This window comes from Sphingobacterium sp. JUb20 (assembly GCF_004342035.1).
GTDB lineage: Bacteria > Bacteroidota > Bacteroidia > Sphingobacteriales > Sphingobacteriaceae > Sphingobacterium > Sphingobacterium anhuiense.
On sequence record NZ_SLYV01000004.1, the window covers coordinates 221,739 to 247,113 of the forward strand.

The 25,375-nt window shown below is 39.3% G+C and carries 16 protein-coding genes; 15 read left to right on the top strand and 1 reads right to left on the bottom strand.

What is annotated here, in order from left to right:
* Positions 1-40: 40 nt before the first annotated feature.
* Positions 41-1,570 (top strand): RagB/SusD family nutrient uptake outer membrane protein, encoded by a 1,530-nt coding sequence (locus EDF66_RS08720; RefSeq protein WP_132842036.1) that lies wholly within the window; start codon positions 41-43, stop codon positions 1,568-1,570.
* 70 nt (positions 1,571-1,640) lie between these two features.
* On the opposite strand, the gene EDF66_RS08725 is transcribed toward EDF66_RS08720, so the two are convergent.
* Complete coding sequence (locus EDF66_RS08725; RefSeq protein ID WP_132770242.1) at positions 1,641-2,540, bottom strand: AraC family transcriptional regulator; 900 nt, start codon at positions 2,538-2,540, stop codon at positions 1,641-1,643.
* Positions 2,541-2,729: 189 nt separating this feature from the next.
* Here EDF66_RS08725 and EDF66_RS08730 point away from each other — a divergent pair, with 189 nt between their 5' ends.
* The 14 genes from EDF66_RS08730 (at position 2,730) to EDF66_RS08795 (ending at position 25,374) form a co-directional block, all read left to right on the top strand.
* Entirely contained in the window at positions 2,730-4,217 is a 1,488-nt protein-coding gene (locus tag EDF66_RS08730; protein ID WP_132842038.1) for an alpha-L-fucosidase, read from the top strand.
* A gap of 49 nt (positions 4,218-4,266) precedes the next feature.
* Complete coding sequence (locus tag EDF66_RS08735) at positions 4,267-5,025, top strand: SDR family NAD(P)-dependent oxidoreductase (protein WP_132842040.1); 759 nt, start codon at positions 4,267-4,269, stop codon at positions 5,023-5,025.
* A 46-nt stretch (positions 5,026-5,071) separates the two neighbouring features.
* The gene (locus EDF66_RS08740) at positions 5,072-6,088 is read left to right on the top strand and encodes a zinc-binding alcohol dehydrogenase family protein (RefSeq protein WP_132770236.1); all 1,017 of its coding nucleotides are present in this window, start codon (positions 5,072-5,074) and stop codon (positions 6,086-6,088) included.
* 303 nt (positions 6,089-6,391) lie between these two features.
* The gene (locus EDF66_RS08745) at positions 6,392-6,979 is read left to right on the top strand and encodes a sigma-70 family RNA polymerase sigma factor (protein WP_132842042.1); all 588 of its coding nucleotides are present in this window, start codon (positions 6,392-6,394) and stop codon (positions 6,977-6,979) included.
* A 61-nt stretch (positions 6,980-7,040) separates the two neighbouring features.
* Positions 7,041-8,261 carry a FecR family protein gene (locus tag EDF66_RS08750; RefSeq protein ID WP_132842043.1) on the top strand — a complete coding sequence of 407 codons (1,221 nt, stop codon included), beginning with the start codon at positions 7,041-7,043 and terminating at the stop codon, positions 8,259-8,261.
* A 104-nt stretch (positions 8,262-8,365) separates the two neighbouring features.
* Positions 8,366-11,836: a TonB-dependent receptor gene (locus EDF66_RS08755; protein ID WP_207898542.1), complete on the top strand. Its 3,471-nt coding sequence runs from the start codon at positions 8,366-8,368 to the stop codon at positions 11,834-11,836.
* A gap of 169 nt (positions 11,837-12,005) precedes the next feature.
* Positions 12,006-13,691: a RagB/SusD family nutrient uptake outer membrane protein gene (locus tag EDF66_RS08760; protein ID WP_132842045.1), complete on the top strand. Its 1,686-nt coding sequence runs from the start codon at positions 12,006-12,008 to the stop codon at positions 13,689-13,691.
* A gap of 529 nt (positions 13,692-14,220) precedes the next feature.
* Positions 14,221-15,441 carry an enolase C-terminal domain-like protein gene (locus EDF66_RS08765; RefSeq protein ID WP_132842047.1) on the top strand — a complete coding sequence of 407 codons (1,221 nt, stop codon included), beginning with the start codon at positions 14,221-14,223 and terminating at the stop codon, positions 15,439-15,441.
* Positions 15,442-15,452: 11 nt separating this feature from the next.
* Positions 15,453-17,093 carry a sodium:solute symporter gene (locus tag EDF66_RS08770; protein WP_132842049.1) on the top strand — a complete coding sequence of 547 codons (1,641 nt, stop codon included), beginning with the start codon at positions 15,453-15,455 and terminating at the stop codon, positions 17,091-17,093.
* Positions 17,077-17,517, top strand: coding sequence for an L-rhamnose mutarotase (locus EDF66_RS08775; RefSeq protein ID WP_243656016.1), 441 nt, complete (start codon positions 17,077-17,079; stop codon positions 17,515-17,517). The genes EDF66_RS08770 and EDF66_RS08775 overlap by 17 nt, the downstream gene beginning before the upstream one ends.
* Before the next feature lie 152 nt (positions 17,518-17,669).
* Positions 17,670-20,093 (top strand): glycosyl hydrolase family 95 catalytic domain-containing protein, encoded by a 2,424-nt coding sequence (locus EDF66_RS08780; RefSeq protein WP_132842051.1) that lies wholly within the window; start codon positions 17,670-17,672, stop codon positions 20,091-20,093.
* Between the two features lie 84 nt (positions 20,094-20,177).
* On the top strand, positions 20,178-20,948 hold the full coding sequence (locus tag EDF66_RS08785; RefSeq protein ID WP_132842053.1) for an SDR family NAD(P)-dependent oxidoreductase: 771 nt from the start codon (positions 20,178-20,180) through the stop codon (positions 20,946-20,948).
* A gap of 57 nt (positions 20,949-21,005) precedes the next feature.
* Entirely contained in the window at positions 21,006-22,352 is a 1,347-nt protein-coding gene (locus EDF66_RS08790; protein WP_132842055.1) for an alpha-L-fucosidase, read from the top strand.
* A gap of 223 nt (positions 22,353-22,575) precedes the next feature.
* The gene (locus tag EDF66_RS08795) at positions 22,576-25,374 is read left to right on the top strand and encodes a sugar-binding domain-containing protein (protein WP_207898544.1); all 2,799 of its coding nucleotides are present in this window, start codon (positions 22,576-22,578) and stop codon (positions 25,372-25,374) included.
* Position 25,375: the final 1 nt, after the last annotated feature.

Sequence of the window (25,375 nt, forward strand, 5' to 3'; positions counted from 1 at the left end):
AGATAATAAAAAAACGAATATTGATATAAAAATAGCAACAATGAAAGCAAAATATACCAGCATATCTTTGATCGCAGTTTTCGTGATCGGTATGCTTAGCTCTTGTAACAAAGACTTTCTGGATAAAGATCCGACTACAGCTATTGACGGAGGAGCCTTTTGGACTTCCGATACAGATGTGAAGTTGGCTGTAGCGGGCGTATATAGAAGATTGCAGTCTGGTTTTTATGGCCAGGGTAAATTATGGTTGGATACCTATTCGGATAATGCACTGGATCGCCATAGTTTTTATGGCTTTGGAGATTTGACCCAGGGTATCGTCAACTCCACTAACGTCACCGGTACTTTTTACAATACACCTTACGAAGGGATTGCGGGGTGTAATTTTTTCTTAGATAATATTGATAAGGCGCCAAGCAGCGATGCTCAAAAAGCTGTGTATAAGGCTGAGGTTAGATTTATCAGGGCGATGTTTTACTTCGACTTGGTACAGGCTTTTGGCGGGGTGATCCTGTATGAGACTGAGCCAAAGACTGTGGATGAAAGTAAAATCGTCCAGAGTTCGAAAGAAGATGTGCTGAAGTTTATTCACAGTGAACTTGATTATGCCATCACCAATCTGCCTAATTTAGCATATACAGATGGCCATGCCGTAAAAGGGAGTGCGCAGGCCTTAAAAACCCGCGTGTATCTTTATCAGCAAAATTGGACATTAGCTGCTAGTACAGCGAATGACATCATTACAGGGGGTAAATTTCAGATCTATCAAGGGGGGTATCAGAATCTCTTTTTCACACCTACGCAACAAAATAATCCAGAAATTATATTTTCAACGAAATATTCCGCACCCAACAATCCGCAGGGTGGTGAGGGTTTATTAGTCGAAGTCGGCTGGTATGGCAGTATAGCACCTTACCAAAATCTGGTCGATGCTTATGAAATGTCCAATGGTAAAATGATCAATGAAATGGGCTCAGGTTATGTGGCATCAGACCCCTACAGCAATCGGGATCCGCGTTTAAAATTTACGATCAAAGTGCCGACTGAAGAATATATCAATCCTGATGGATCAGTATTTGAAGAGTCAGATCCGCTATTGACGACTTATGTTCAGAAAAAATATGTAGATCTGTCGATGTTGCCGTTCAACAGAACGAAAACACCGCTGACAGATCAGAACATCATCCATACCCGTTACGCAGATGTTTTACTGATGTATGCCGAAGCCAAAAATGAAGTGAGCGGTCCTGATCAAAGCATCTACAAAGCGTTGAATGAAATTCGGGAAAGAAAAAGTGTCGGTATGCCGAAAGTAAATGAGGCCGTATACAATACCAAAGACAAGTTACGTGATTTTATCTTGCATGAGAGACGGATAGAATTGGCCTTGGAAGGACACCGTTATTACGATCTTAAACGTCGTAATCAAATGGAAAATGTTCTTTCTAAAATTAAAAATCCGGGCGGGGTACAATTGAAATTCGGTGAGAAGAATAATGTTTTACCTTTTGCGCAGGATGAATTGGATAAAAATAAACAACTGAAACAAAATGATGATTACACGCCGTAATCCCTAAACCTTCATGTTCGATATGACCATGAAAAGCCCCCTGATATTATTTTCAGGGGGCTATTTTAGTTTACAGGTTATGGCCTCTTACTGATGAGGACATATATTTACCTCGGTATTCCCGAGGTGTTAATCCTTTGAATTTTTTGAAAAACTTGTTGAAATTTGAAAGACTATTGAAACCGCAATCATATGCCAGATTGTTTACCCTGTAATCTTCCTGGGTCAGCAGTTTGCAGGCATGTCCGACACGTACTTCATTGACAAATTCTACGAAGGTTTTTTGCGTTCTACTTTTGAAATAACGGCAGAAAGATTGCTTATTCATATAGATCATCTCCGACACGTCTTCCAGATGAATCTCTTTAGCAAAATTATTGAAAATATGCTTCAAAATAATATCCATACGGTCATTGTCCTTCAGCTGATAGGTATTGGTATAACCTGCTCCAGTGAGTAAGTCGTATTCTTTAGTCTCACTCAGTATCTGCAGTATTTTAGTTAAGAGGTTCAAACGGGTGAGTACGTCAACTTCATCTGCTAATTGGATCAATAGAGTTTTTATCTGCAATTTGGTTTTACCTTTAAAGCGCATACATCGTTTACTCAGCTGAAAAAAATCAGCAAGTGTTTTGACGTTTCCGAATTGGGAAATAATCTTAATAATCTTATCCGGATGAAAAAATAGGGTCACAGATTTAGCTTGATTTTCATTCTCTGAAGCTATGAAGTATTCTTTACTATTGTGCCAGACGTGAGGTATGTTGGAGCCTACCAAAATGAGGTCATCTTGGCTAAAACTTTCAATGCTGTCACCGATCATTCTGGTGCCCTCACTTTTGACGACATAATTTATCTGACATTCTTCATGAAAATGAAATAGCGTTGAGAAATAAGGCGAGTTGACGATTTTGGTGTCAAACACATCATTTTCTTTACCTTCTAATATTTTAGCTGGAACTGGTTTCATAATATCTAGCTACCTTTAATATGATCCCGAAGCAATGCTCTATTGCTGCTATATTAAAGTTTGGTTTTTTAATTATGCTAATATAGCGTATAAATTGGTGAATTGCCAATTGGTTTTTAATTTTTTAAGCCTTTAACTTAGTGATCATATAAACCAGAATAAAATCTTAAGTGTATAATTATTTTTAATATGGCATCAATAGGAAAAAAAAGACTTTACTCCAAGTTGAAGATTGGAAAGTTAGGACTTTTGTTAAGTACAATCTCGATGCTGTCGGGTAATGTTCAGGGACAAGAAAATAAGAGTTTGTATACTTTACAGTCAGATTTTGTCGATCTGAGATTTGGGGTTATGATGCATTTTAATATGGGAACATTTACCGATGAAGAATGGGCTTCCCCCAATCACGATCCTAAGAAATTTAATCCGACCGAGCTTGACTGCAATCAATGGGCTGATGCATGTAAAGCTGCAGGTATGAAGTATGCTATTTTAACCACAAAACATCATGACGGATTTTGTCTATGGGACTCTAAGTATACGGATTATGATGTCGCAAGTAGTCCCTACAAAAAAGATGTTGTAAAAGAATATGTGGATGCATTTCGTAGTCGGGGTATAAAGCCTTGTTTATATTTTTCCATTTGGGACCGTCACAATGGTGTTGAAAACGGAGGTCTGAAAGAAGAGCAGTTAATACTGAATCAACTCACGGAGCTCTTAACAAATTATGGAGAGATCCCGCAAATTATCTTCGATGGATGGAACTGGAAAATGGGCCATACCCTTATTTCGTATCAACGCATCTATGATCATGTTAAAAAATTACAACCCAATTGCCTTATATCTGAACATAATGGCAACAGTAATTTTCAAACGGATTTGATTTATTATGAAGGACCAAAAGGGGTATTTCCTCCTGGAAATAATGTGTTTGCTTCGCAGATGGCTTTGACGATGACCAACGGCTGGTTTTGGCATGCAGATTCACCTAAGAATGTCAAAAGTCTGGACTATACGCTGGATAAGCTACAACGTCTTGAACCGCTATATTGCAATTTCATGCTCAATATAGCGCCTAATCGTAAGGGTCTTTTTGATAAAGAGGTAGTCGATCGCTTGGTCGAAATTGGAAAAAGATGGAAACCGGATACCTCCCGTTTACCGCTACCGGCACAGCCCGAAACCGTGAATAGTTACATTTTACCTGTGGGTATTACCGCTACTGCTGGTAAAGCAGTCACCCAGCCAGCACCTCCTGCTAATGATGGCTCGCCGATCGCAGCGCTGCTGACCCAGACCACAGCGAACGTGATGATCGATGGTTGCAGTGACGAGATTCCTGATAACGGCGGGTTTTCTCCTTTTCAGACTTATTGGGAATTTGCTCCTCATAAATCACGAGCCCTCATCCTTGATCTGGGAACAGCCAAAGATATAAGGAAGCTGTACTATCTGCCGGCACGCTGGTTAGGTTATAATGGGATAATAACTAAATATATGATCTCCACAAGTTTGGATGGTCAAAACTTTAAAAAGATAACGGAAGGGAAGTGGCAGAAAAACACCAATTTAAAGATATCGGATTTTGCTTCAGTAAAAACGCGTTACGTGAAATTTGAGATTGTAGAATCTGTGGGAGAAGCCATTGTCAGTGAAATTGGCGTTGGAAACTGATTATGATATAAGTTTTAGAAGAATTTAAATTAATTAAAATAATACAACTATGTTAACAGCATTTTCATTAAAAGGCAAGACAGCCTTGATAACAGGTGGCGGAACAGGTATTGGATTTGGAATAGCAAAAGCAATGTTGGAGGCGGGTGCGAGAGTGGTCATTGTAGGCCGTCGAGAAGAAACGCTACAACAGGCACAACAGGAGTTAGGAGGGGATGTTCATTATTTTGTATTTGATCTAGCCATTACCGAAGCTATTCCTGGATTGATAGATCGTATAGAATCTGCAGTAGGACAAATTGATATTTTGGTCAATAATGCAGGTGTTCATTTAAAAAAATATGCACTGGAAACTAGTGATGCTGAATTTGAAAAAATTATACAGACCAACGTGCTCAGTGTATTCAGCCTAAGCAGGTCGTGTGCCGCTAAAATGGTTGAAAGAAAAGATGGAGTTATTTTATTTATAGGGTCTATGACCGGAATGTTTGGTATGGATCGTGTCTCGGCTTACGGTACTTCTAAAACTGCTTTGACTGGCCTGATGCAAAATCTGGTCACTGAGTTTTCGAAATATAATGTAAGGGTCAATACGTTAGTTCCGGGTTGGATAGAGAGTTCGATGTTTTTTAAAGCAATTGGTGACGATCCGCAGCGCAAAGAAAAGATCGTTAATCGGATCGCTATGGAAGGTTTTGGAAAACCTGAAGATGTGGGGAATGCCGCCGTTTTTCTCTCCTCTCCAGCAGCACGTTATATCACCGGGGTTTTATTGCCTATTGATGGTGGGGCGACTGTTAATTTTTGACCTAAGGTCAAATTGAACATAAACAAGTATTTTTTTAATGAAAAACATGAAAGCAATTATATTGCATGAACCAGGCCGGTTTGAATATATTACCAAAGAAAAGCCATCAGATCTTAAACCTGATGATGTATTGTTGAAGATAAAGAAAGTGTCGATCTGTGGTACCGATCTGCATGCCTACAAAGGCAAGCAACCTTTTTTTACTTATCCTCGTATTTTGGGGCATGAAGTATCTGCCGAAATTGTTGCAGTAGGAAGTGAAGTGAAAGGGCTTAAGGTTGGAGACAAGTGCACAGTTGAGCCTTATCGTAATCTGGTAGAAGATCAGGCTGTGCGCAAGGGTAAAACAAATTGTGGGAGCACCTTAACCGTATTGGGCGTTCATGAAGATGGTGCAATGCAGGAATACATTACCTATAAAGCCACTAATGTACATCTTACAGAGGGGCTTGATGACGATCAGATTTCCTTGGTGGAACCGCTGGCGATTGGTGCGCATGCTGTAGACCGCGCTCAGATCTTGCACGACGACACTGTTCTGGTCATCGGCGCCGGTCCAATCGGATTGGGCGTTGCAGCTATCGCACGATTGTCGGGAGTGAAAGTTGCGGTTGTGGATTTGTTACAAGATAGGCTGGATTTTATTAAGCATAAATTTCCTGAAGTAGAAACCATCTTATTGTCAGATCATACTGAAGGTGCTATCAAAGATGCTTTTCAAGGAGAGTTACCGACTATGATATTTGATGCAACGGGTAGTAAAGGATCAATGGAAAATTCGTTTAACCTGGTTGCGCAAGGAGGAACTATTGTTTTTGTAGGATTATTTGTTGGATCTGTTACTTTTGATGATCCTAATTTTCATAGGAAAGAAATAACATTAAAAGCAAGCCGCTCTGCCCGGGCTCAAGACTTTAAGAAAGTAATCCAGTTGCTACAAGCGGGACTTATTGATACGGATGGATACATTACCCACCGGATTCCTTTCGATCATCTTATTGATGACTTTGAAACGTTGTATCAACCAGACCAAAATCTGATTAAGGCTGTTATCGATTTTTAAACAAACTTATTGCTTCATCAAAACAGCATATTAATTGCATTAGAAAAAAATTATTAAAGATAGAATTTCCTAATTCTAATCTTTAATAATTATGCAAGACAACTATTCAAAGGCTTAAAAAGTAAATTGTATGGATTATTATACCAGCTTGAGAAATATTCTGCGTCATTTTATAAAACCATTCGAAAATATTTTTTGGATCTCATGTTAACATGACATTAACATCGGTTAATATAACGTTAATCGTAAAGTGAATAACTCTGTATTTTAGCATATAACCTTGAATTATAGATTTATCTAATAATGCCAACAATAGATGTGCAAAATATGCCCTGTACTTTAGAAGAGTTTAGACTATTTCAATTAGGTCAAGAATCTGCTTTCCGTACTATTTATGAGTATTATCATCCTCTCTTGTATCGAAAAATATGTAAGTTTTCTTATGATGTGCTAGAAGCTGAAGAGCTAACTCAAGAGATTTTTGTGCAATTATTTTTACGAAGGAGTGATATCAAGAGTGTGGAAGCTATTTTTCCTTTTTTATATACTGTGGCTAAGCGGATGTCGATCAGTTCGTTCCGAAAACGTATTGTACACTTGCGTTATCAGCAAGAAGAGTTAAAGAGCTGGAATGAAGGGTCTTTAATGAATCGAAATGATATAGAATTTAGGGAATTGGAGACTATTCTAAATAAGGTGATAACAGCATTACCTCCGCAGCAACAACTCATATATCGAATGAATAAGTTAGAAGACAAAAGCTATGATGAGATCGCTGAAATATCAGGATTATCAAAATATACTGTTCGAAATCACCTTCATTTAGCAACAAAATTTGTTCGCTTCCACCTTAATAAAATACTATTAATCATTTTTTTGTTAAAAATTTGATTTTCCATTGGTACAATTGATAGACTTGTGCGAGTATTCCTCATGAAAGCATAGGATCGATATGTCAAAAACCGAAGATTATAAACAGTTAATTCGCCTTTATTATTCGCAGCGCTGTAGTGGAGAAGACATTGCATTGATCAGGACATTGATCGATAATCCCTTGTTTCAGTCTGCTTGGGAAGAAGTCTGGTTAGAAGATGGGCTGGAAGATAATAATCGTGTTCAAGATCTCATTGCCCGGAAGATGTATGCTAATATAATCCGAGATGAGCGTCTGCAGTTTCAATCATCTATCGTTACTGTTCAAACTTCAAGGCGAATAATCTTATATAAAAAACTAAGTATCGCTGCTTCCTTATTTGTAGGTGTTATCGTTGCTTTATTATATTGGAAACTTGCGGATAATAATCTCTCGGATAATATAAAAGTAGTACAAGAAAGTAGCAATTCAAGAATTGTGCCCGGGCAGGAACGTGCAACCATCATTCTGGATGACGGACGCAAGATTGATCTGGATAAAATAGTGGGAGATACAGTTATCGATTTAGGTTCTTTCTCCATTGTAAAAAGTAAAGAAGGGCATATATCTTACCGGTTAAAATCTTCGTTGCAGCAAGCGAACAAGTTGGCACATAATACAATTGTAACTCCTCGTGGTGGCGAATACCAGTTGCTGTTACCAGATGGTACACAAGTCTGGTTGAATGCTTCAACTACATTACGCTATCCCATTGTGTTTAGCGCTGATAAAAGAGCGGTTGAACTGGATGGTGAAGCATATTTTAATGTCGCAAAGCATCAGGTCTCTGGAAAGCATGTTCCCTTTATCGTAAATACCGGAGAACAAAGACTAGAAGTACTGGGTACACAATTTAATATAAATAGCTACCAAGCGAAAGTCGTAACAACTCTTGTAGAAGGAAAAGTAAAGTTGGAATACCCAAGTATGGATATGGAATCAAGAATATTATTACCTAATGATCAATCGACATTTGATCCTCAAAAACAACAATTTGAGCAACATCAGGTAGATCCCTTATATATTATTGCCTGGAAAGAGGGCAATTTTTCCTTTGACAATGCATCCCTTAGTACCGTTATGGAAGATATATGTCGTTGGTATAACGTTGATGTGCAGTACCATGGAAATTTTGATCACGTTCATTTTTCTGGAACCATTTCGCGCTATTCGGATATTGATAAACTATTACAAACAATTGCTTTAACAGGAGGATTTAGCTTTAAATTGAAAGGAAGAGAATTGCACATCATGCTGTAAGAAATAAAAGAATCAAAGATTCAGGAGCGTTGAGACCGCCCCTGAATTTTGCGTCCTTGATGGACATGTGATTGAATAGAACCTATAAAAATTATATACAACCAATGCTAAATTACAAAAATAAATGGGATGTCTTGTCAATGGACAACAGGCGCCCAGCTACAAAAATTCCAATTGCTATGAAACTGTCATTAGCTATTCCCTTATTACTGGCTACTAGTTTGCAGGTCAGTGCTTTTTCTTTTGGTCAAAATGTAACCATTGCGAAGAAAAACGTTAAATTATCTTCTGTACTGAAGGATATTCAAAGACAGAGTGGATATAATATTTTTTATAATGAAGCTTTGCTCAATAAGCAAAGGCTGGTTGACGTAAATTTTAATAATAGACCTTTTAAGGAGGTATTAAAAAGTGTATTAGAGGATTACCAGTTGGACTTTAAGCAAGTAGACAAAAATATTATTCTAAGTAAAAGAATGGGATCCAATGCAGAGGTGTCAGCAGATAAAACGATTCTTCAAAAACGATCTATTTCAGGTACCGTAAAGGATCAGGACGGTAAACCATTGAGTGGAGTGACGGTTACAGAAAAAGGGCGAAATAATCAGGTTGCCAGTAGTACCGGTGGAAAATTTGAGATCGAGGTGACCGATAAGGATGCGGTGCTGCAGTTTTCAATAGTGGGTTTTGAGCCAAAAGAAGTTACCATCAAAAATAGTGATAATATCCAAGTTTCACTGTTATCAGCGATGAGTGATTTAGAGGAAGTAGTTGTTATTGGATATGGTACTCAGAAAAAAGTAAATTTGAGCGGTGCCGTTGCCAGCGTAGGTTCTAAGAGTCTGGAAAGTAGACCGCTTACTAACTTAGGGCAAGGTTTGCAGGGACTTATTCCTAATTTAAACATCTCGATGAATGGTGGGAAACCTGGTTCCACAGCCAATTATAATATTAGGGGTACAACGTCCATCAACGGTGGCGGACCATTGATCTTAGTGGATAATGTACAGATGGATCCCAATCTTATCAATCCTGCAGATGTCGAAAGTGTTACGGTGTTAAAAGATGCGGCTTCTACCGCGATTTACGGAGTGCGGGGAGCTTATGGTGTAGTTCTGATCACGACCAAGAGAGGGCGTAAAAATATGCCTGTACAGATTGATTATTCTATTGATTATGGATTGACCAGACCCACTAGGCTACCTAAGACAATGAATTCTGTTGAATTTATCAAAGGGCATATGGAGGCCAATAAAACAGGTACGCTTACGAGTGGTCAGACTGCTACAGACCCTTTTACAGCGTTGGATCTTCAAAAAGCTATGGAGTATATCGCTAATCCAATTCCTGAAAATTCGGTATATATACAGAATCCTACGGATGTGCGATATAGATATGTAGGAAATACGGATTGGGTTGCCGCATTGTATAATGGGCACGCCCCACAGGTACAGCAAAATATATCGTTGGCCGGCGGAAGCGAGAGTACTGTATATAGGGCTTCTTTAGGATATTTTGATCAAAAGGGTATTTTAAAAGCTGCTGATCAGGCATATAAACGTTATAATCTTGCACTGGAATTGCGCTCGGATCTTAACAAATGGCTCACAGTAGGTACAAATGTTAAGTTTAACAGAGAGAATGACAATAGTCCTGCTTCGAGATCTATTGGCAATGTGGAAATTTTAAATTCGGGTCTATGGCCTATTGTTCCAATTTATCACCCAGACGGAAATTTTGCTGGACAAGGTGGCTTTACTAGTGAAATAGCTGTATTGAAGCAGAACGGACGTTCGTTAACTTTAGAAAATGATCTTTGGCTAACTGGTTTATTTGAAATCAGACCCATTAAGAACGTAAAGATTATAGGGGATTATACCTGGAATACATATACGTTCAATAATACGAGTAATGTCAAATCATTTCATGAATATGGTGTTGATGGGATCGATCTGGGATTATATCCTTGGACAGCTACTTCGAGTGTCTCAGAAAGAAACAGTAATGATTCCTATAGAGTGTTTAATATTTACGGTCAATATGAGAACACCTTTGCTTCAAAACACTATTTTAAGTTTATGCTCGGATATAATGAGGAGTATAAGTATTTAAAAGGTTTCAATGCTTTGGCGAGAAACTTAATTAATCAGGAAATGCCGGCATTGGGCCTCAATAATGATGTTAAACCAGCAGTTGACGCAGCCATACAAGATCTCGCATTGAATGGTACTTTTTCTAGGATCAACTATATATATGATAATAAATATATAGTTGAGGTCAATGGTAGATATGATGGTACCTCACGCTATGGCAGAGGAAAAAGATACACTTTTCAACCAACTGGTTCGGTAGCATGGCGGATGTCTGAAGAGAATTTCTTTAAGCCGCTCAAATCTGTTTTAAGTGAATTCAAAATCAGAGGTTCTTATGGAACAATTGCCAATCAATACAATGATGCATATTATCCTTATGTAGCAACAATGCCTTACGGTTTAGGTCAATATATATTTGGCAATGAACAACAAACTGCTGTAAATGCTCCGGGGTTGGTAAGTTCTAATTTTACTTGGGAAAAGGTGACTACTGCCAACCTGGGTTTTGACTTTGCTTTCTTAAATAGTAAACTAACAGGTGCGCTTGACATCTATACCAGAAAAACAAGTAATATGCTAGTTGCCGGTTTTCCAGCACCTGCAGTATTGGGGACAGCTGTACCACAAAGGAATGCAGCAGATCTTAAGACTAAAGGCTTCGACTTGAGTTTAGATTGGAAGGACAAAATTGGTGAAGATTTTTATTACAATGTCACACTTGCGCTGTCAGATTACCAGGCTACAATCACCAAATTTGACCTCAATCCTTTAGGAACAATCGGAACTAGATATGTGGGTTATAAGGAAGGTGAAATATGGGGATATGAAACAGATGGTTTCTTTGCGACGGATGAAGAGGCCGCAGCAACCAATCAGTCCCAACTTTTTGGAGGGAAATGGTTAGCAGGTGATATTAAGTTTAAAGATCTCAACGGCGATGAGAAAATAGATTTTGGTAATAATACGATTAGTAATGCCGGAGATAGAAAGCTGATCGGTAACAGTACACCGCGTTATCAGTATAGTGTTAACATGGGTGCTACATACAAAGGTTTTGATTTTACGATGTTCTGGCAAGGAATCGGAAAACGTGATATGATGTTGGGCGGGAATCATTTCTGGGGTTTTACGAGTGAATGGGCGACTCCTTCCGAAGCTTTGGTCGGTAATTACTGGACTCCTGAAAACACAGACGCTTATTTTCCTAGATTACGGTTTGGCGGAGGAGGAAACTTTCAGACACAAACCAAATATCTGCAGAGTGCGGCTTATTTACGTTTAAAACAGCTTACGCTTGGATATACACTATCACCAAAGTTATTGGAAAAAATAAAGGTGAAAAATATTCGAGTATACGCAACCGGACAAAACCTTTTTGAATTCACTAAGCTTTACAAAAATTTCGATCCAGAGCAATTTGACAGAAATAATGATTATCCACTGAACCGAGGATTTTCGGCGGGAGTACAGTTGCGTTTTTAACCTACTGTATTGTTCATGATGAAGCCTATCTATAACGTATGGTGATGCATATTAAGCAAAGTGATATCCATCAAATCGAGAAGGTAAATTTAATAGATGAAAACAGATGTAGCAACTAAAAACAAATGTGAAAATGTTCCTTAGAGCTGACATCATTAAAAATTAAAAAATGAAAAATAAACATATAGTAGTGCTAGGTACATTGCTGACACTTAGTTTTTTGACGGCTTGTAAAAAGGAAGACTTTTTAGACAGATCGCCTCAAACTTCGTTTACAGAAAATACATATTTTAAAACCGAGACGGATTTAAAGTTATATACCAATCAATTTTATGGTACATTGCCCGTGGAGTTTTCATGGAATGATAATGCATCAACTGATAACCTTGTTCCTAACAATCGTAGCACATTATTGGCTGGTACGCTTACCGTTCCGGCAAGCGGTGGAGGATGGGCCACAGGTGATTGGGCTAGTATAAGAGCCTGTAATTTTTTTCTTATTAGAAATGTAGATCCGGGTATCAGTGATGCTCTAAAGAATAAATATAATGCGGAAGTTCGTTTTTTTAGAGCCATGTTTTACTGGCAGAAGGTGGTGACATTCGGAGCTGTACCTATTTATAAAACAGATCTGAATGAAACATCCCCTGAATTGATGAATGGTCGAAATTCGCATAAGGAAGTTATGGATTTTGTTCTGGAAGATTTGGATTATGCCATAGCCAATTTAGGTGAGCCCGCAAATGATAACCGAATTAATAAATACGTCGCTCAAGCTTTAAAGTCCAGGATATGCCTTTGGGAAGGTACATTCAGAAAATATCATGCTTTGGGAGACGAAGAAAAATTTTTAAAGGCAGCCGCTGATGCTTCTTTAGCAATTATTAATTCCAATAAATACCTCATTTATAATACCGGAAATCCTGAAGCTGATTACCGAAATATCTTCCTACAAACTGATTTATCGAATAATAAAGAATCAATACTCAGTAGAATCTATATCACAAATTTAAATACGACCAATTATACACGTTCGCTGAGTGAAGCTGGAACGGGTTTTAGCAAGGATTTTGCGAGGTCCTTTTTGTGTAAGGATGGATTGCCTTTTGCATTGTCACCTTTATATGCTGGAGATGATACACCTGAAAACGAATCTAAAAACCGTGATCCACGTTATAAACAAACTATCGGTACACCGGGATTTGTACTCACTCAAAATACGAATGGTTCTCAAATTGTTCTTGAAAGACCTAATATCAACTCTGCGGCGACTTCAACTGGATACCAAATTATTAAAGGACGTTCCTCAGATCCGGCAATGTTCAATGCAAATCAGGAGACGATAGATCGTTTTATATTTAGATATGCAGAAGTCTTGCTTAATTACGCAGAAGCTAAAGCCGAATTAGGTGAATTGGATCAAAGTATAATAGATATGACTATTAAGCCACTTCGTGATCGGGCAGGGATGCCAAATATTAATTTGAATGCTATAGTTGGCGATCCTAACACCAACTATCCTGATATCAGTTTGCATTTACAAGAGATCAGAAGAGAGCGACGTATCGAACTGGCAGGAGATGGGTTTCGTTTTAATGATCTGTTGCGATGGAAGGCTGGGAAACTTCTGGAAAATCGATATACAATCCTGGGAATGAAACTTACTGATGCCTACAAAGCGAAGTACCCAGCTTCTCAGGGAGTTGATAACTTACCGCGTACGGTGGATGGATATATTCGGGTTTACTCAAATATTGAAAAATGGTCATGGAATGATAAAAATTATTTAAATCCGTTGCCCATAGATCAATTGACCCTTAATCCGAACTTGAAACCGCAAAATACAGGTTGGTAAGGTATTGTAACTTTTAGTAAAAAGGCTACTTCTTTATTGATGAAGTAGCCTTTTTACTATTTTCTAACCAGGTTATTAAATAGTGGTTATTTCGTGCAATCTGTCTTTTTGTTACTCCTAACTCAGCATGATCATCTTGAACAATTTAAAGAAGTGGCGGACGTTTTGAGCGCTCTTATGTTAATATAGTATCAATACTGATTAATAATCCGTCAATCATACGTATTTATTTACGTTAATTTTATGATCATTAAATAACCAATGATAAAAAAATGCCACATCGTGGTAAATAGCAGTTTTTACGGACTACACTTATTATGATTTTTGGAGGAATAAGTTCTCTTTATCCATATTAGTATTCCGAGCTGTCAGTATACAAAAGAATTTTTGAATAAATATATTATGAATTAGTTGTATTGAAAGATTTAAAAATGGTGATTAAAGGGAGTCCCCTCTCCCTTTTCATTTGCACAAGATTGACATTAACGAAATAAACATATAATAATAAAATAACAGTTTAAATAAATAGATGATAACGAGATTTGATATCGAAGATAAACGCTTTCCTTTGAATACAGGAGCTGGAAGTGATGCTGTGCATAAAGACCCAATTTATTCTTATGCCGTAACCCGATTAGTGGATGACAAAGGCCGTGTGGGTACTGGATTAGCCTTTACTATTGGGGCTGGTAATGAATTAGTATGTCAGGCTGCGGCCTTTTATGCTGAACGCTTAGTGGGTAAAGGGATAGAAGAAACGATGGCCGACTTTGGTCGTATATTCAATGCGCTGAGCAATGAACAGCAGTTTAGATGGTTGGGCCCCCATAAAGGAATTGTGCATTTGGCACTGGCTTCAGTAACCAATGCTTGTTACGATCTATGGGCGAAAACCAGAGGTGTGCCGCTATGGAAATTGTTGACCGATCTGACAGCTAAGGAGATTGTGAATACACTTGATTTATCGTATTTAGAAGATGAATTGACCGCTCAGCAAGCGATTGCTTTGTTAGAAACGAATTTGGCCACGAAGGATAGCCGTATGGGTATCATTGATAGTGGCTATACGGGATACGATACTTCAGTGGGCTGGTTTAACTACTCGGATGAGCAAGTGCGGGAGAATTGCCGTAGGGCTTTAGATAATGGTTTTAGTGCGATGAAGCTGAAGGTTGGAAGTACTGACCCGCTCCGTGATATTAAACGTGCTCATATTGTAAGGGAGGTAGCCGGCGATGCCGCTACTGTCATGCTGGATGCAAATCAGCAATGGACACTTCCGCAGGCACTGTCGATCTGTGATGAACTGAAAGCGATGAATCCATATTGGATTGAAGAGCCTACACATCCAGATGATATTTTAGCACATAAGACATTAACAGATGCAATAGCGCCAATTAAGGTTGCAATGGGTGAACATGTCCCCAATCGTATTGTATTTAAGAATTATCTACAGCTAAATGCCGCTGGATTTGTGCAGGTCGATGCTGTCAGGGTAGGTGGTGTTAGTGAATTTATCAGTGTAAGTTTATTATGTCGAAAATATAATATTCCGGTAGTGCCACATGTAGGCGATATGGGACAATTGCATCAGCATCTGGTGCTTTTTAATCATATTTCCATGGGTCATGAAGCATTATTCTTAGAACATATTCCGCATTTAAAATCCCATTTTGTACATCCTGTACAGATTGAAGGGGGCGTGTATAAAACTCCTATGGAAGTAGGAAGTAGTTGTGATTTACTTTAATTAATAATTTGATGTTAGGATCGTTAGACTTAAGTATTGCCATCATTTATATACTACTCATCTTAGCGGTAGGGATATGGGCGGGGGTGAGTCAGAAACTCGAAAATAAAGGTTCTGCCAGTGACTATTTTTTAGCGGGCAAATCGTTGAAATGGCCGGCAATAGGACTTGCTCTTTTTGCAACAAATATATCAACGGTCCATTTAGTTAGTTTGGCACAGAGCGGATTTGATACCGGGTTGTTGAATGGTAATTTTGAATGGATGGCAGCTTTTACTCTTATCCTGCTTGCTTTGTTTTTTGTACCGTTTTATCTGAAGTCAGGTGTTTCAACTTTACCTGATTTCTTGGAACGTAGGTATGATAAAGCAAGTCGTGAATGGCTGACGATGATATCCATTGTATCGGCAATTGTGATTCATATCGCATTTTCGATGTTGGCAGGGGGGATTGTACTTAAAACACTTTTTGGTTTTGATATGTATTTGAGTATTACCGTCATCTGTATTATCACGGGCATCTATACGATACTCGGAGGTTTACGGGCAGTGGTTATAACGGAATCTATCCAGACTATTGTCCTTTTGGCTGGTGCTTTTATTATCAGTTTTGCTGCTTACGATAAGATGGGCGGATGGATTTCGATGAAGGATGTTTTGGTTGATGAAGGTCAGCTTGAACGATTATCGATGTTGCGTCCCCATGGGGACAGCAGTGGTATGCCGTGGTATGCCGTGATCTTAGGTTACCCCATTTTAGGTATCTGGTACTGGTGTGCGGATCAGACGATTGTGCAGCGGGTACTCGGTGCTAAGGATGAAAATCATGGCCGCGTGGGTGCACTTTTTTGTGGGTTTATTAAAATCTTGCCGGTTTTTATTTTTGTTCTTCCTGGATTATTTGCCTACACTTTATTTAAAACTGGGCAGTTGGATCTGACAAGCTTAGGTGTTGACGTTGCCGGAAATGTAAATTCAAAAGGTATCTATACGTTGATGATTACACAATTGTTGCCATCTGGTTTGATCGGGGTATTGGTCGCAGCTTTGCTATCGGGTTTAATGAGTCAGATATCAGGTGCACTCAATTCTATTTCTACAATGGTTAGCTATGATATTTATAAACAAAAACGACCACAGGCAACAGACAAACAGCTGATTACCGCAGGTAAGATTTCAGCAGTAGTGGCGATGGCTTTTTCTTTAGCTCTTCTACCTTTGTTAGATAAGTATGAAAGTATATTCAATGGAATCAACGATGTCATCGCACATATCGCTCCGCCGATAACATGTGTATTTCTTTTAGGAATCTTCTGGAAGAAGGCTTCCGCCGCATCTTCGAAATGGACGCTATGGATTGGATCTGCATTGGGTGTGATCGTATTTATTGCCAATAAGCTTTTTCCGGAAACCTGGATCGGTCAGGTTCCGTTTATGGTGATGGCTTTTTATCTGTTTATAATCTGTGTGTTGATACAAATCATATTTTCTTATCGTTTTCCTGTGCAACATACAGCTGAAAGTAAGGAATTGTACTGGAAAAATCCACTGGAACCTCTTAAGGGAAAAGCTTGGAAAGGTATTGGAAATTATAGGGTATTATCGGGACTATTGTTATTAATTGTTGTGGTATTATATGGAATATTTAAATAAAAAGGTATTACTTCGATTTGTAATCGGGGTAGTGATGGTTTCATTAATCTTCGTCGGCTGTAAAGCCTCCAATTCATCTCAAAAGATGAAAAGGTATGCATCTGTAACCGGACTTAAGGAAGAGAAAATAGAGGAGTATAAAAAGCTCCATGCAGCGGCATGGCCTAGTGTGTTAAAAATGATAAAAGAATGTAATATACAGAATTACTCCATTTACTTAAAAAAAATAGACGGTAAAAACTACCTCTTTAGTTATTTTGAATATGTAGGTGATAATTTTGAATTGGATATGAAGAAAATGGGAGATCATCCAGAGACACAGCGCTGGTGGAAAGAGACGGATCCCTGTCAAATTCCTTTACCAGATGCTGCGGCAAAGGGCGCAACCTGGTCAGATATGGAAGAGGTTTTCCACACAGATTAAAATACATATTGTATCTTAGAATTTTCGCTATCGAAAAATTTATTTGATTTTAATTTCGTTTATGTAAACGAAATTATATAATATATCATTAAACAGAGTGTCATGTGCTCATTTTTACCAATTAAAACCGACACTCATAACTAATAATTGCAATGAATAATACAAAGCAACTTGCTGCTTGTTTACTAATTTTTTGTATTGGTATTTCGACTTTGAAAGCCCAGGATGCAAAAAGGAATAAAATTTGGTATGAAAGTCCGGCTAATGCACTTGTCAAAGATGCGGCAAATGGATGGGAAAGTGATCCCGAATGGCTGAAAGCATTGCCTGTAGGTAATGGTTCACTTGGAGCTATGGTATTTGGCGATGTCAACCATGAACGTATACAGCTTAACGAGATGACGTTATGGAGCGGTAGTATGGATGATGGCGATAATCCGGATGCACCGAACGCACTCAACAAAATTAGGCAATTGCTCTTTGAAGGAAAATACAAAGAAGCGACAGCGCTAACGAATAAAACACAGATAACGAAGGGTAAGGGATCTGGATCCGGAAATGGGGCAAACGTGCCTTTTGGTTGTTTTCAGACATTAGGTGATCTGCGGTTAGATTTTGGATCGGATAAACCATATCAAAACTACTATCGCGAACTGGATCTGATGAGCGGAATAACGCGGTCAACTTTTATTCAGAATGGCGTCAAGTTTACGAGGGAAGTGTTTGCTAGTCATCCGGATCAGGCTATTGTCATTCGTTTGACTGCGGATCGTCCCGGAGCAATTCAGGTTGCTCTGAACCTGGATCGACCGGAAAGGTTCGAGACACGTGTGGTTGACAATAGGCTTCAGATGTCAGGAACGATGGACAACGGTAGAGGAGGAGTTGGAATGAAATATATTGCGCAGGTCACTCCGGTGCTGGAAGGCGGAAAAATTAGTGCATTAGGTAAAGCGATCCAGATTACTGGGGCAAATGCATTGACTCTGATTGTGACGGCTAAGACAAATTATAAGCAGGAATATCCAACATTTGTTAATCCAAATTTTGAAAAAGAGCATGCTCAAATCGTGGCTAAGATTGTGTCTAAAAAATATCCGCTTCTGAAAAAGAGACATACAGAAGATTTCTCGTCTTATATGAACCGAGTGGACTTTCGATTAGGAAATGCAAAGAATGATCAAGCAACAAACACCTTGATGGCTAGTAATGTGCAATCTGGGAATGAACAGGTTTTGTATCCATTATATTTTCAGTATGGTCGATATCTCCTGTTATCATCATCACGAGATGGTGGATTACCGGCAAATCTGCAAGGAATCTGGGCTAATAAAATACAGACTCCGTGGAATGGTGACTACCATACGGATATCAATGTTCAGATGAATTATTGGCCGGCGGAAGTGTCAAACTTATCGGAATCGCATCGACCATTGATGGACCTGATTGCTTCTTTAGTGGCCCCGGGTCAAAAGACTGCAAAAACACAATATCAAATGTCGGGTTGGGCCCTGCACCCGATCACAAATGTATGGGGGTATACTTCTCCTGGAGAAAGTGCGAGCTGGGGCATGCACATTGGTGGTGGCGCCTGGATAGCGCAACATATTTGGGAACATTATGCTTTTACAAAGGATAAAGCTTTTTTAACCAAAGCTTATCCGATCTTAAAAGAGGCTTGTCTATTTTATTTGGACTGGTTGGTCGCTGACCCTAAAACTGGCTTTTTAGTTTCTGGTCCTTCTCCATCTCCTGAAAATTCATTTAAAGCTCCTGACGGTTCTGTGGCACAGATCAGTATGGGCCCATCACATGATCAACAGGTTATTTTTAACCTTTTTGAAAATACGCTTAAATCAGCTGCGATTTTGGGAGGTGAGCAAGATGCTTTTGTGAAAAAAGTACAGGTCGCTAAAGGGAAATTGGCAAGACCAACAATAGGAAGCGATGGCAGGTTAATGGAATGGGCATATGAGTTTGAGGAAGTTGAACCTGCTCACAGGCATTTATCACATCTATTTGCCTTTTATCCGGGTAACGAAATAACGGTGAATAAAACACCGGAGCTAGCTAAGGCGGTACAGAAATCTTTAGAAAAACGGGGTGATGATGGTGTGGGATGGACCTACGCATGGAAAATTGCACTGTGGGCAAGGTTGCATAATGGTGATCGTGCATTGACGATGTTGAATAAGCAGTTGAGGCCGACTGGAGATATGAATACAAAATATGATGGCGGTGGTGGAACATATTATAATATGTTTGACGCTTGTCCTCCTTTTCAGATTGATGGTAATTTTGGTGTGATCGCAGGAATGGCTGAAATGCTTTTGCAAAGTCATGAAGATTTTATAGAATTGTTACCCGCATTGCCGCAAGGCTGGAGTGACGGTGAAGTATCAGGTTTAAAGGCTCGAGGAGCTGTCGAAGTGGATATGAATTGGCAAGGAGGTAAATTGAAGTCTGCTTTTGTCAAAGCAAAATACGCTACTACCTGTAAAGTGAAATATAAGGGTCGTGTAGTTGAAGTCAAACTGACTCCTGGAAAAAGCGTTAATTTACAGAAATTGCTGTAGTCGTGATCACGGTACTGGCATAAAGTTGACAAGAAAAAGCTTAGGGGCTTTTAATAATAAATAGCTATAAAAAGATCGAGTTCAATGAAAGAATTGAAGGATAAAGTAATCTTGATTACCGGCGGTACAGCGGGGATTGGATTGGCCTGCACACAAGCGTATGTTGCTGCGGGGGCGTATGTCGCTGTCATCGGATTGGACGAGCTGAGTGTTGCGGAAACGATAAAAACAATAGGTGGTGAGCATCTGGGAATTTGCTGTGATGTGTCTCAAGACCAGGATGTACGGGAGAGTGTAGAAAAGACAATAGCCCGTTTTGGAAAGCTAGATGCTATTCATAACAATGCCGGATTGGGTTCCCCATCAAAACCTTTGCATACAACAACAGATGATGAGTGGGATCTCTTGATGAATGTGAATATCAAGAGTATCTTGTTGACGACACGTCATGGTTATCCTCATTTAAAAGCGTCGAAAGGCTGTATCATACATACAGGGAGTTTGGTGGGAGAGATCGGACAGGAAAATCATGCGGCTTATTCGGCGACAAAAGGTGCCATCAATGCGCTTACTAAATCAATGGCGCTGGACTATGCAAAAGATGGAGTAAGGGTTAATACTGTGCTTCCTGCAGCAGTAATGACGCCAATGCTTAAGACATGGGCTCAGGAGCAGGCCGATCCCGATAAGGTCTTTGATTTTTTGAAAGATATTCATGCATTGGGCTACTGCCCTGAAGGTGATGTGATCGCTGATGCCTGCGTATTTCTATTGTCTGATAAAGCACGCTTTATTACGGGAGTTAATTTACCCGTGAGCGGTGGTGCAGAGCTTGGTTACAGAAGAAATGTGTAGTGGGAATATTGATTTATAATGAAAATTTCAGTGTGTCTGGATATATAAAATGAATAAATGATAAAAAAAAGTATTCTATTCCTCTGTCTAGCTTTGGTACATGCTAGTTACGGACAGGAAACAGATGCCGCTAAAGCACAGCATACCATCCTTGGTCAGAATGCAGCGGGCTATTCAGGAGCACAAGATGTCAGGATTAATAGCCATCCCGATGCGCAATGGTTTCCTGCTGCTGGTCTCGGTTTGTTTATCCATTTTGGATTGGCAGCTGTACATGGCGGGATCGATCTCTCCTGGGGAATGTATGCTAATAAATCTTGGGAAGATGGTGAGCTGGTTCCTAAAAAATATTGGGGTTTAGCGGATCAATGGGATCCAAAGAATTTCAATCCTAAAGATTGGATCGATCTGGTTGCTCAAGCAGGCTTTAAATATATCGTTTTAACGACAAAACATCATGACGGCTATACCTTATGGCCCAGCAATTATGGTGAGCTAGGTGTAAAACAAAAAATGAAGGGCCGGGATTTAGTTCAGGAAGTGGTAGATGCTTGCCGAAAAAAAGGCTTGAAGATTGGGTTTTACTATTCTCCACCAGATTGGTACTTCGATCAGGATTATATCAATTGGGATTATAGTGGAAAATTGGTCATGAATACTTCGTATGAAAAGATCGGTAAATTGCCACAAATGACCGAACAGCATAAGGCGAAGAAACGGGATCTGGTGAGAGGACAGCTTAAGGAATTGCTTTCAAACTATGGAAAGATTGATCTGCTTTGGTTTGATGGTGGTGCGGGGGAAATGACTAATGATGAAGTCCGGGCGCTTCAACCGGGGATCGTGATCAACCGTCGGAATGGAGAGGTTGGTGATTATGCTGATTCGGAGGGTGTATTGCCAACAAAAAGATTCAATAGCTGGTTTGAGACCTGTGACCCTTGCTGGCCACAGCGCTGGTGGAGTTATTCAACCAGTGACAGGATGATGACGGGCAATGAGGCAATCGAAAAGCTAATCATCTTGAGGGGGTGGAATGGTAATTATTTAGCTAATGTTGGACCTGCTGCTGATGGAAGCATACCTAAAGAGGCTATTGAGGCTTGGAAGACGATGGCTACGTGGATGAAACATTCTGCTGAATCTGTGTTTGAGACCACTAGTGGTGATTTTCCAGAGAAGTCTAATCAACCCGTTACCCGTAAAGGAAAAGATGCTTATGTACATGTATTTCCCAATTTTCATAAGACGGTAGAAATGGATGTAAACCAGTCTCCTAAAAAGGCTGTATTGCTTCGGACAGGTAAATCTGTTCCGTTTGTCGTTGAAAGTGGGAAATTGAAAATGAATATTGAGCCGCACGATCGGACTAGAATGGTTGATGTAGTTAAATTGATCTGGTAACGTGTTTATTCCAGAATGTGAAATTCATTATTATACTTCCTTATGATTTTTTAGGAAGGATTGTAAATGATCAACAAAAGGAAAGTTCATCTACCGGATAGATGAACTTTCCTTTTTTTTTACATGTTTTTGAGCATTTTGTCTATTGTCTATACCGCTGTCTGCTAGCTAAATTTGTGATTGTGTTAAATACACGATGTTGAATAAGGTATAAACAAAAACTATGATAACAATTAAAAACTTTCTTCGCTATGGTCTGCTTCTAAATGGCTTGACCTTTGGTGCTGTTGGTTATGCGCAGGAGAAACTGGATCTCTCCGGCAAATGGTCGGTTGCATTGGATTCTTTGGATGTTGGCGAGAAGCAGGGGTGGCCGACACAATATTTTAAGCAGTCCATGCTTTTACCGGGTACGACTGATGATGCTGGTTTGGGAACTGCAAATACGCTAAAGCCCGCTCTTCAAAAACCACAAGTGTCACACTTGACACGTAAACATGCGTATCTAGGTTCTGCCTGGTATAGTAAAGCTATCGCTATACCCAAGGCTTGGGACAAGAAGAGGGTGATCTTAAAACTGGAAAGAACAATCTGGAAAACAAATGTCTGGGTAGATGGTCAAAAGGTAGAATTGGAGGAAAATAGTCTAATTGCCCCTCATTTTTATGATATAACACCTTATTTAAAGGCGGGAAAAGAGCAACAGATTACAATCAGAGTGGACAACCGTAAGCTTTTTGATATCAGTACTGATAATATGGGACATGCTTATACCGATCATACACAGATTATCTGGAATGGTGTTATCGGTGAAATTAGTCTGCAGGCATTAGATCAGGTTAACCTTTCCGATTTACAGGTTTTTCCTGATTTAGTTCGAAAAATAGTTCGCGTAAAGGTTAAGGCACATAATTTTGATAGTAAGGCAATTAAGGGTACCCTTAATGTGCAGATTGGACAGCAAGCTAAAAATGAAATATACCCGAACAAGAAACTTGTTTTGAATCCCGGTGTAACAGAACTGGAATACGAATATCCGATTGCAGGTGATGTGAAGACGTGGAGTGAGTTTACTCCTGATCTATATACTTGCGAGGTATTCTTGAAAACCAAAAAACATCAATCTAAGGAAAATGTTCGTTTTGGTATGCGCGAATTTGCATCAAAGGGCAATGCTTTTGAATTGAATGGCATGCCTGTTTTCCTGCGCGGTACTTTAGAATGTAATATTTTTCCTTTAACCGGACATCCTCCGATGGATAAAGCGGGATGGGAGAAAGTTTTTATGACGGCAAAGGAATGGGGTTTGAACCACATCAGATTTCATTCTTGGTGTCCGCCAAAGGCTGCATTTGATGTTGCGGATGAAATCGGGATGTACTTGCAGGTAGAGCTTCCGGTATGGTCTTTAACGATCGGACAAGATGCTGGAATGACTTCATTTTTATACCAGGAAGCAAGCCGTATGATTCGTGAATATGGTAATCATCCTTCTTTTATGATGTGGAGTATGGGTAATGAGTTGCAGGGTGATATGAAAACCTTAAATAAGTTGGTCGATTCATTGAAATCGGTTGATAAAAGGCATCTGTATGCTAATACATCTTACACGTTTGAAAGTGGACATGGAGATCGACCTGAATATAATGACGATTTTCTGATTACCCAATATACGAAAGATGGTTGGGTAAGGGGACAGGGTGTATTTAATTCGAAATCACCGGCATTTAATACAAATTATGAAAAAGCGGTAGCGAATTTTCAAGTTCCAATTGTAACCCATGAAATCGGTCAATACGCAGTATACCCTAATCTGAAAGAGATTGATAAATATACGGGTGTATTGGAGCCAATCAATTTTAAGGCGGTAAAAAATGATCTGGAAAAGAAAGGGATGTTGGGGCAAGCAGCGGCTTTCACAGCGGCCTCAGGAAAGTTAGCAGCAATACTGTATAAAGAAGAAATTGAAAGAGCGCTTAAAACGGGTGGAATCAGTGGTTTTCAATTGTTGGATCTGCATGATTTTCCTGGCCAGGGAACGGCTTTGGTTGGATTGCTTGATGCTTTCTGGGATAGTAAGGGTGTGATTGATGCGAAAACTTTCAGCCAGTTTAATGCGCCGATTGTTCCTTTACTCCATTTTCCAAAGGCCACGTACACGAACTCAGAGCGATTTGAAGCGCAGATCGCGGTATCAAATTATGGTGGCAAAATACTTAAAAACCAGGAAATCGTATGGCGGATCAAAGAAGGAGAAAAACTCTTAAAAAGCGGAACAGTTGTTGGTAATCTTTCCAATGGATACAATGCAGGCATTGGACAATTGCAGTTTGATTTGGGAGAAGTACCGACGGCATCAAAACTGTCTGTGGAAGTTGATCTGAAAGGTACTGCATATACCAATAAATGGGATATCTGGGTATATCCTGCATCAGAAAAAGTTTCCTATGGCGATGTGCATTACACAAGAGATGTGAATGAAGCATTTGTACTGCTGAATCAAGGTAAGAAGGTCTTATTGAATCCGGATTGGAAAAAGATAAAAGGACTAGAAGGAAAATTTGTACCTGTATTCTGGAGCCCGGTTCATTTTCCTAAACAGGCGGGAACAATGGGAATGTTGGTTGATCCTAATCACGCGATGTTTAAAAAATTTCCAACAGACTTGCATAACAACTGGCAATGGTGGGATCTGAATATCAATTCCACAACAATGATCGTTGATTCATTGTCAGGTGGTCAATCAGTGATTCAGATGGTGGATAATTTTGCTAACAACCGCAAATTGGCTCTAGCTTATGAAGCGAAGGTAGGGACTGGTAAATTGATGTTGGTGTCGATAGATCTATCTCAAAAATTGGATGAACGTTTTGTGGCAAAGCAATTGTTGATCTCTACGCTGGATTATATGAATAGCAATCAATTTAATCCAACAGTCATTCAAAATCCGGAGCAGATTAAAGCATTGATGATTAAAACAAATAAAGAACAATTGAAAACAGATCCCAAGAGTATTTATTAAA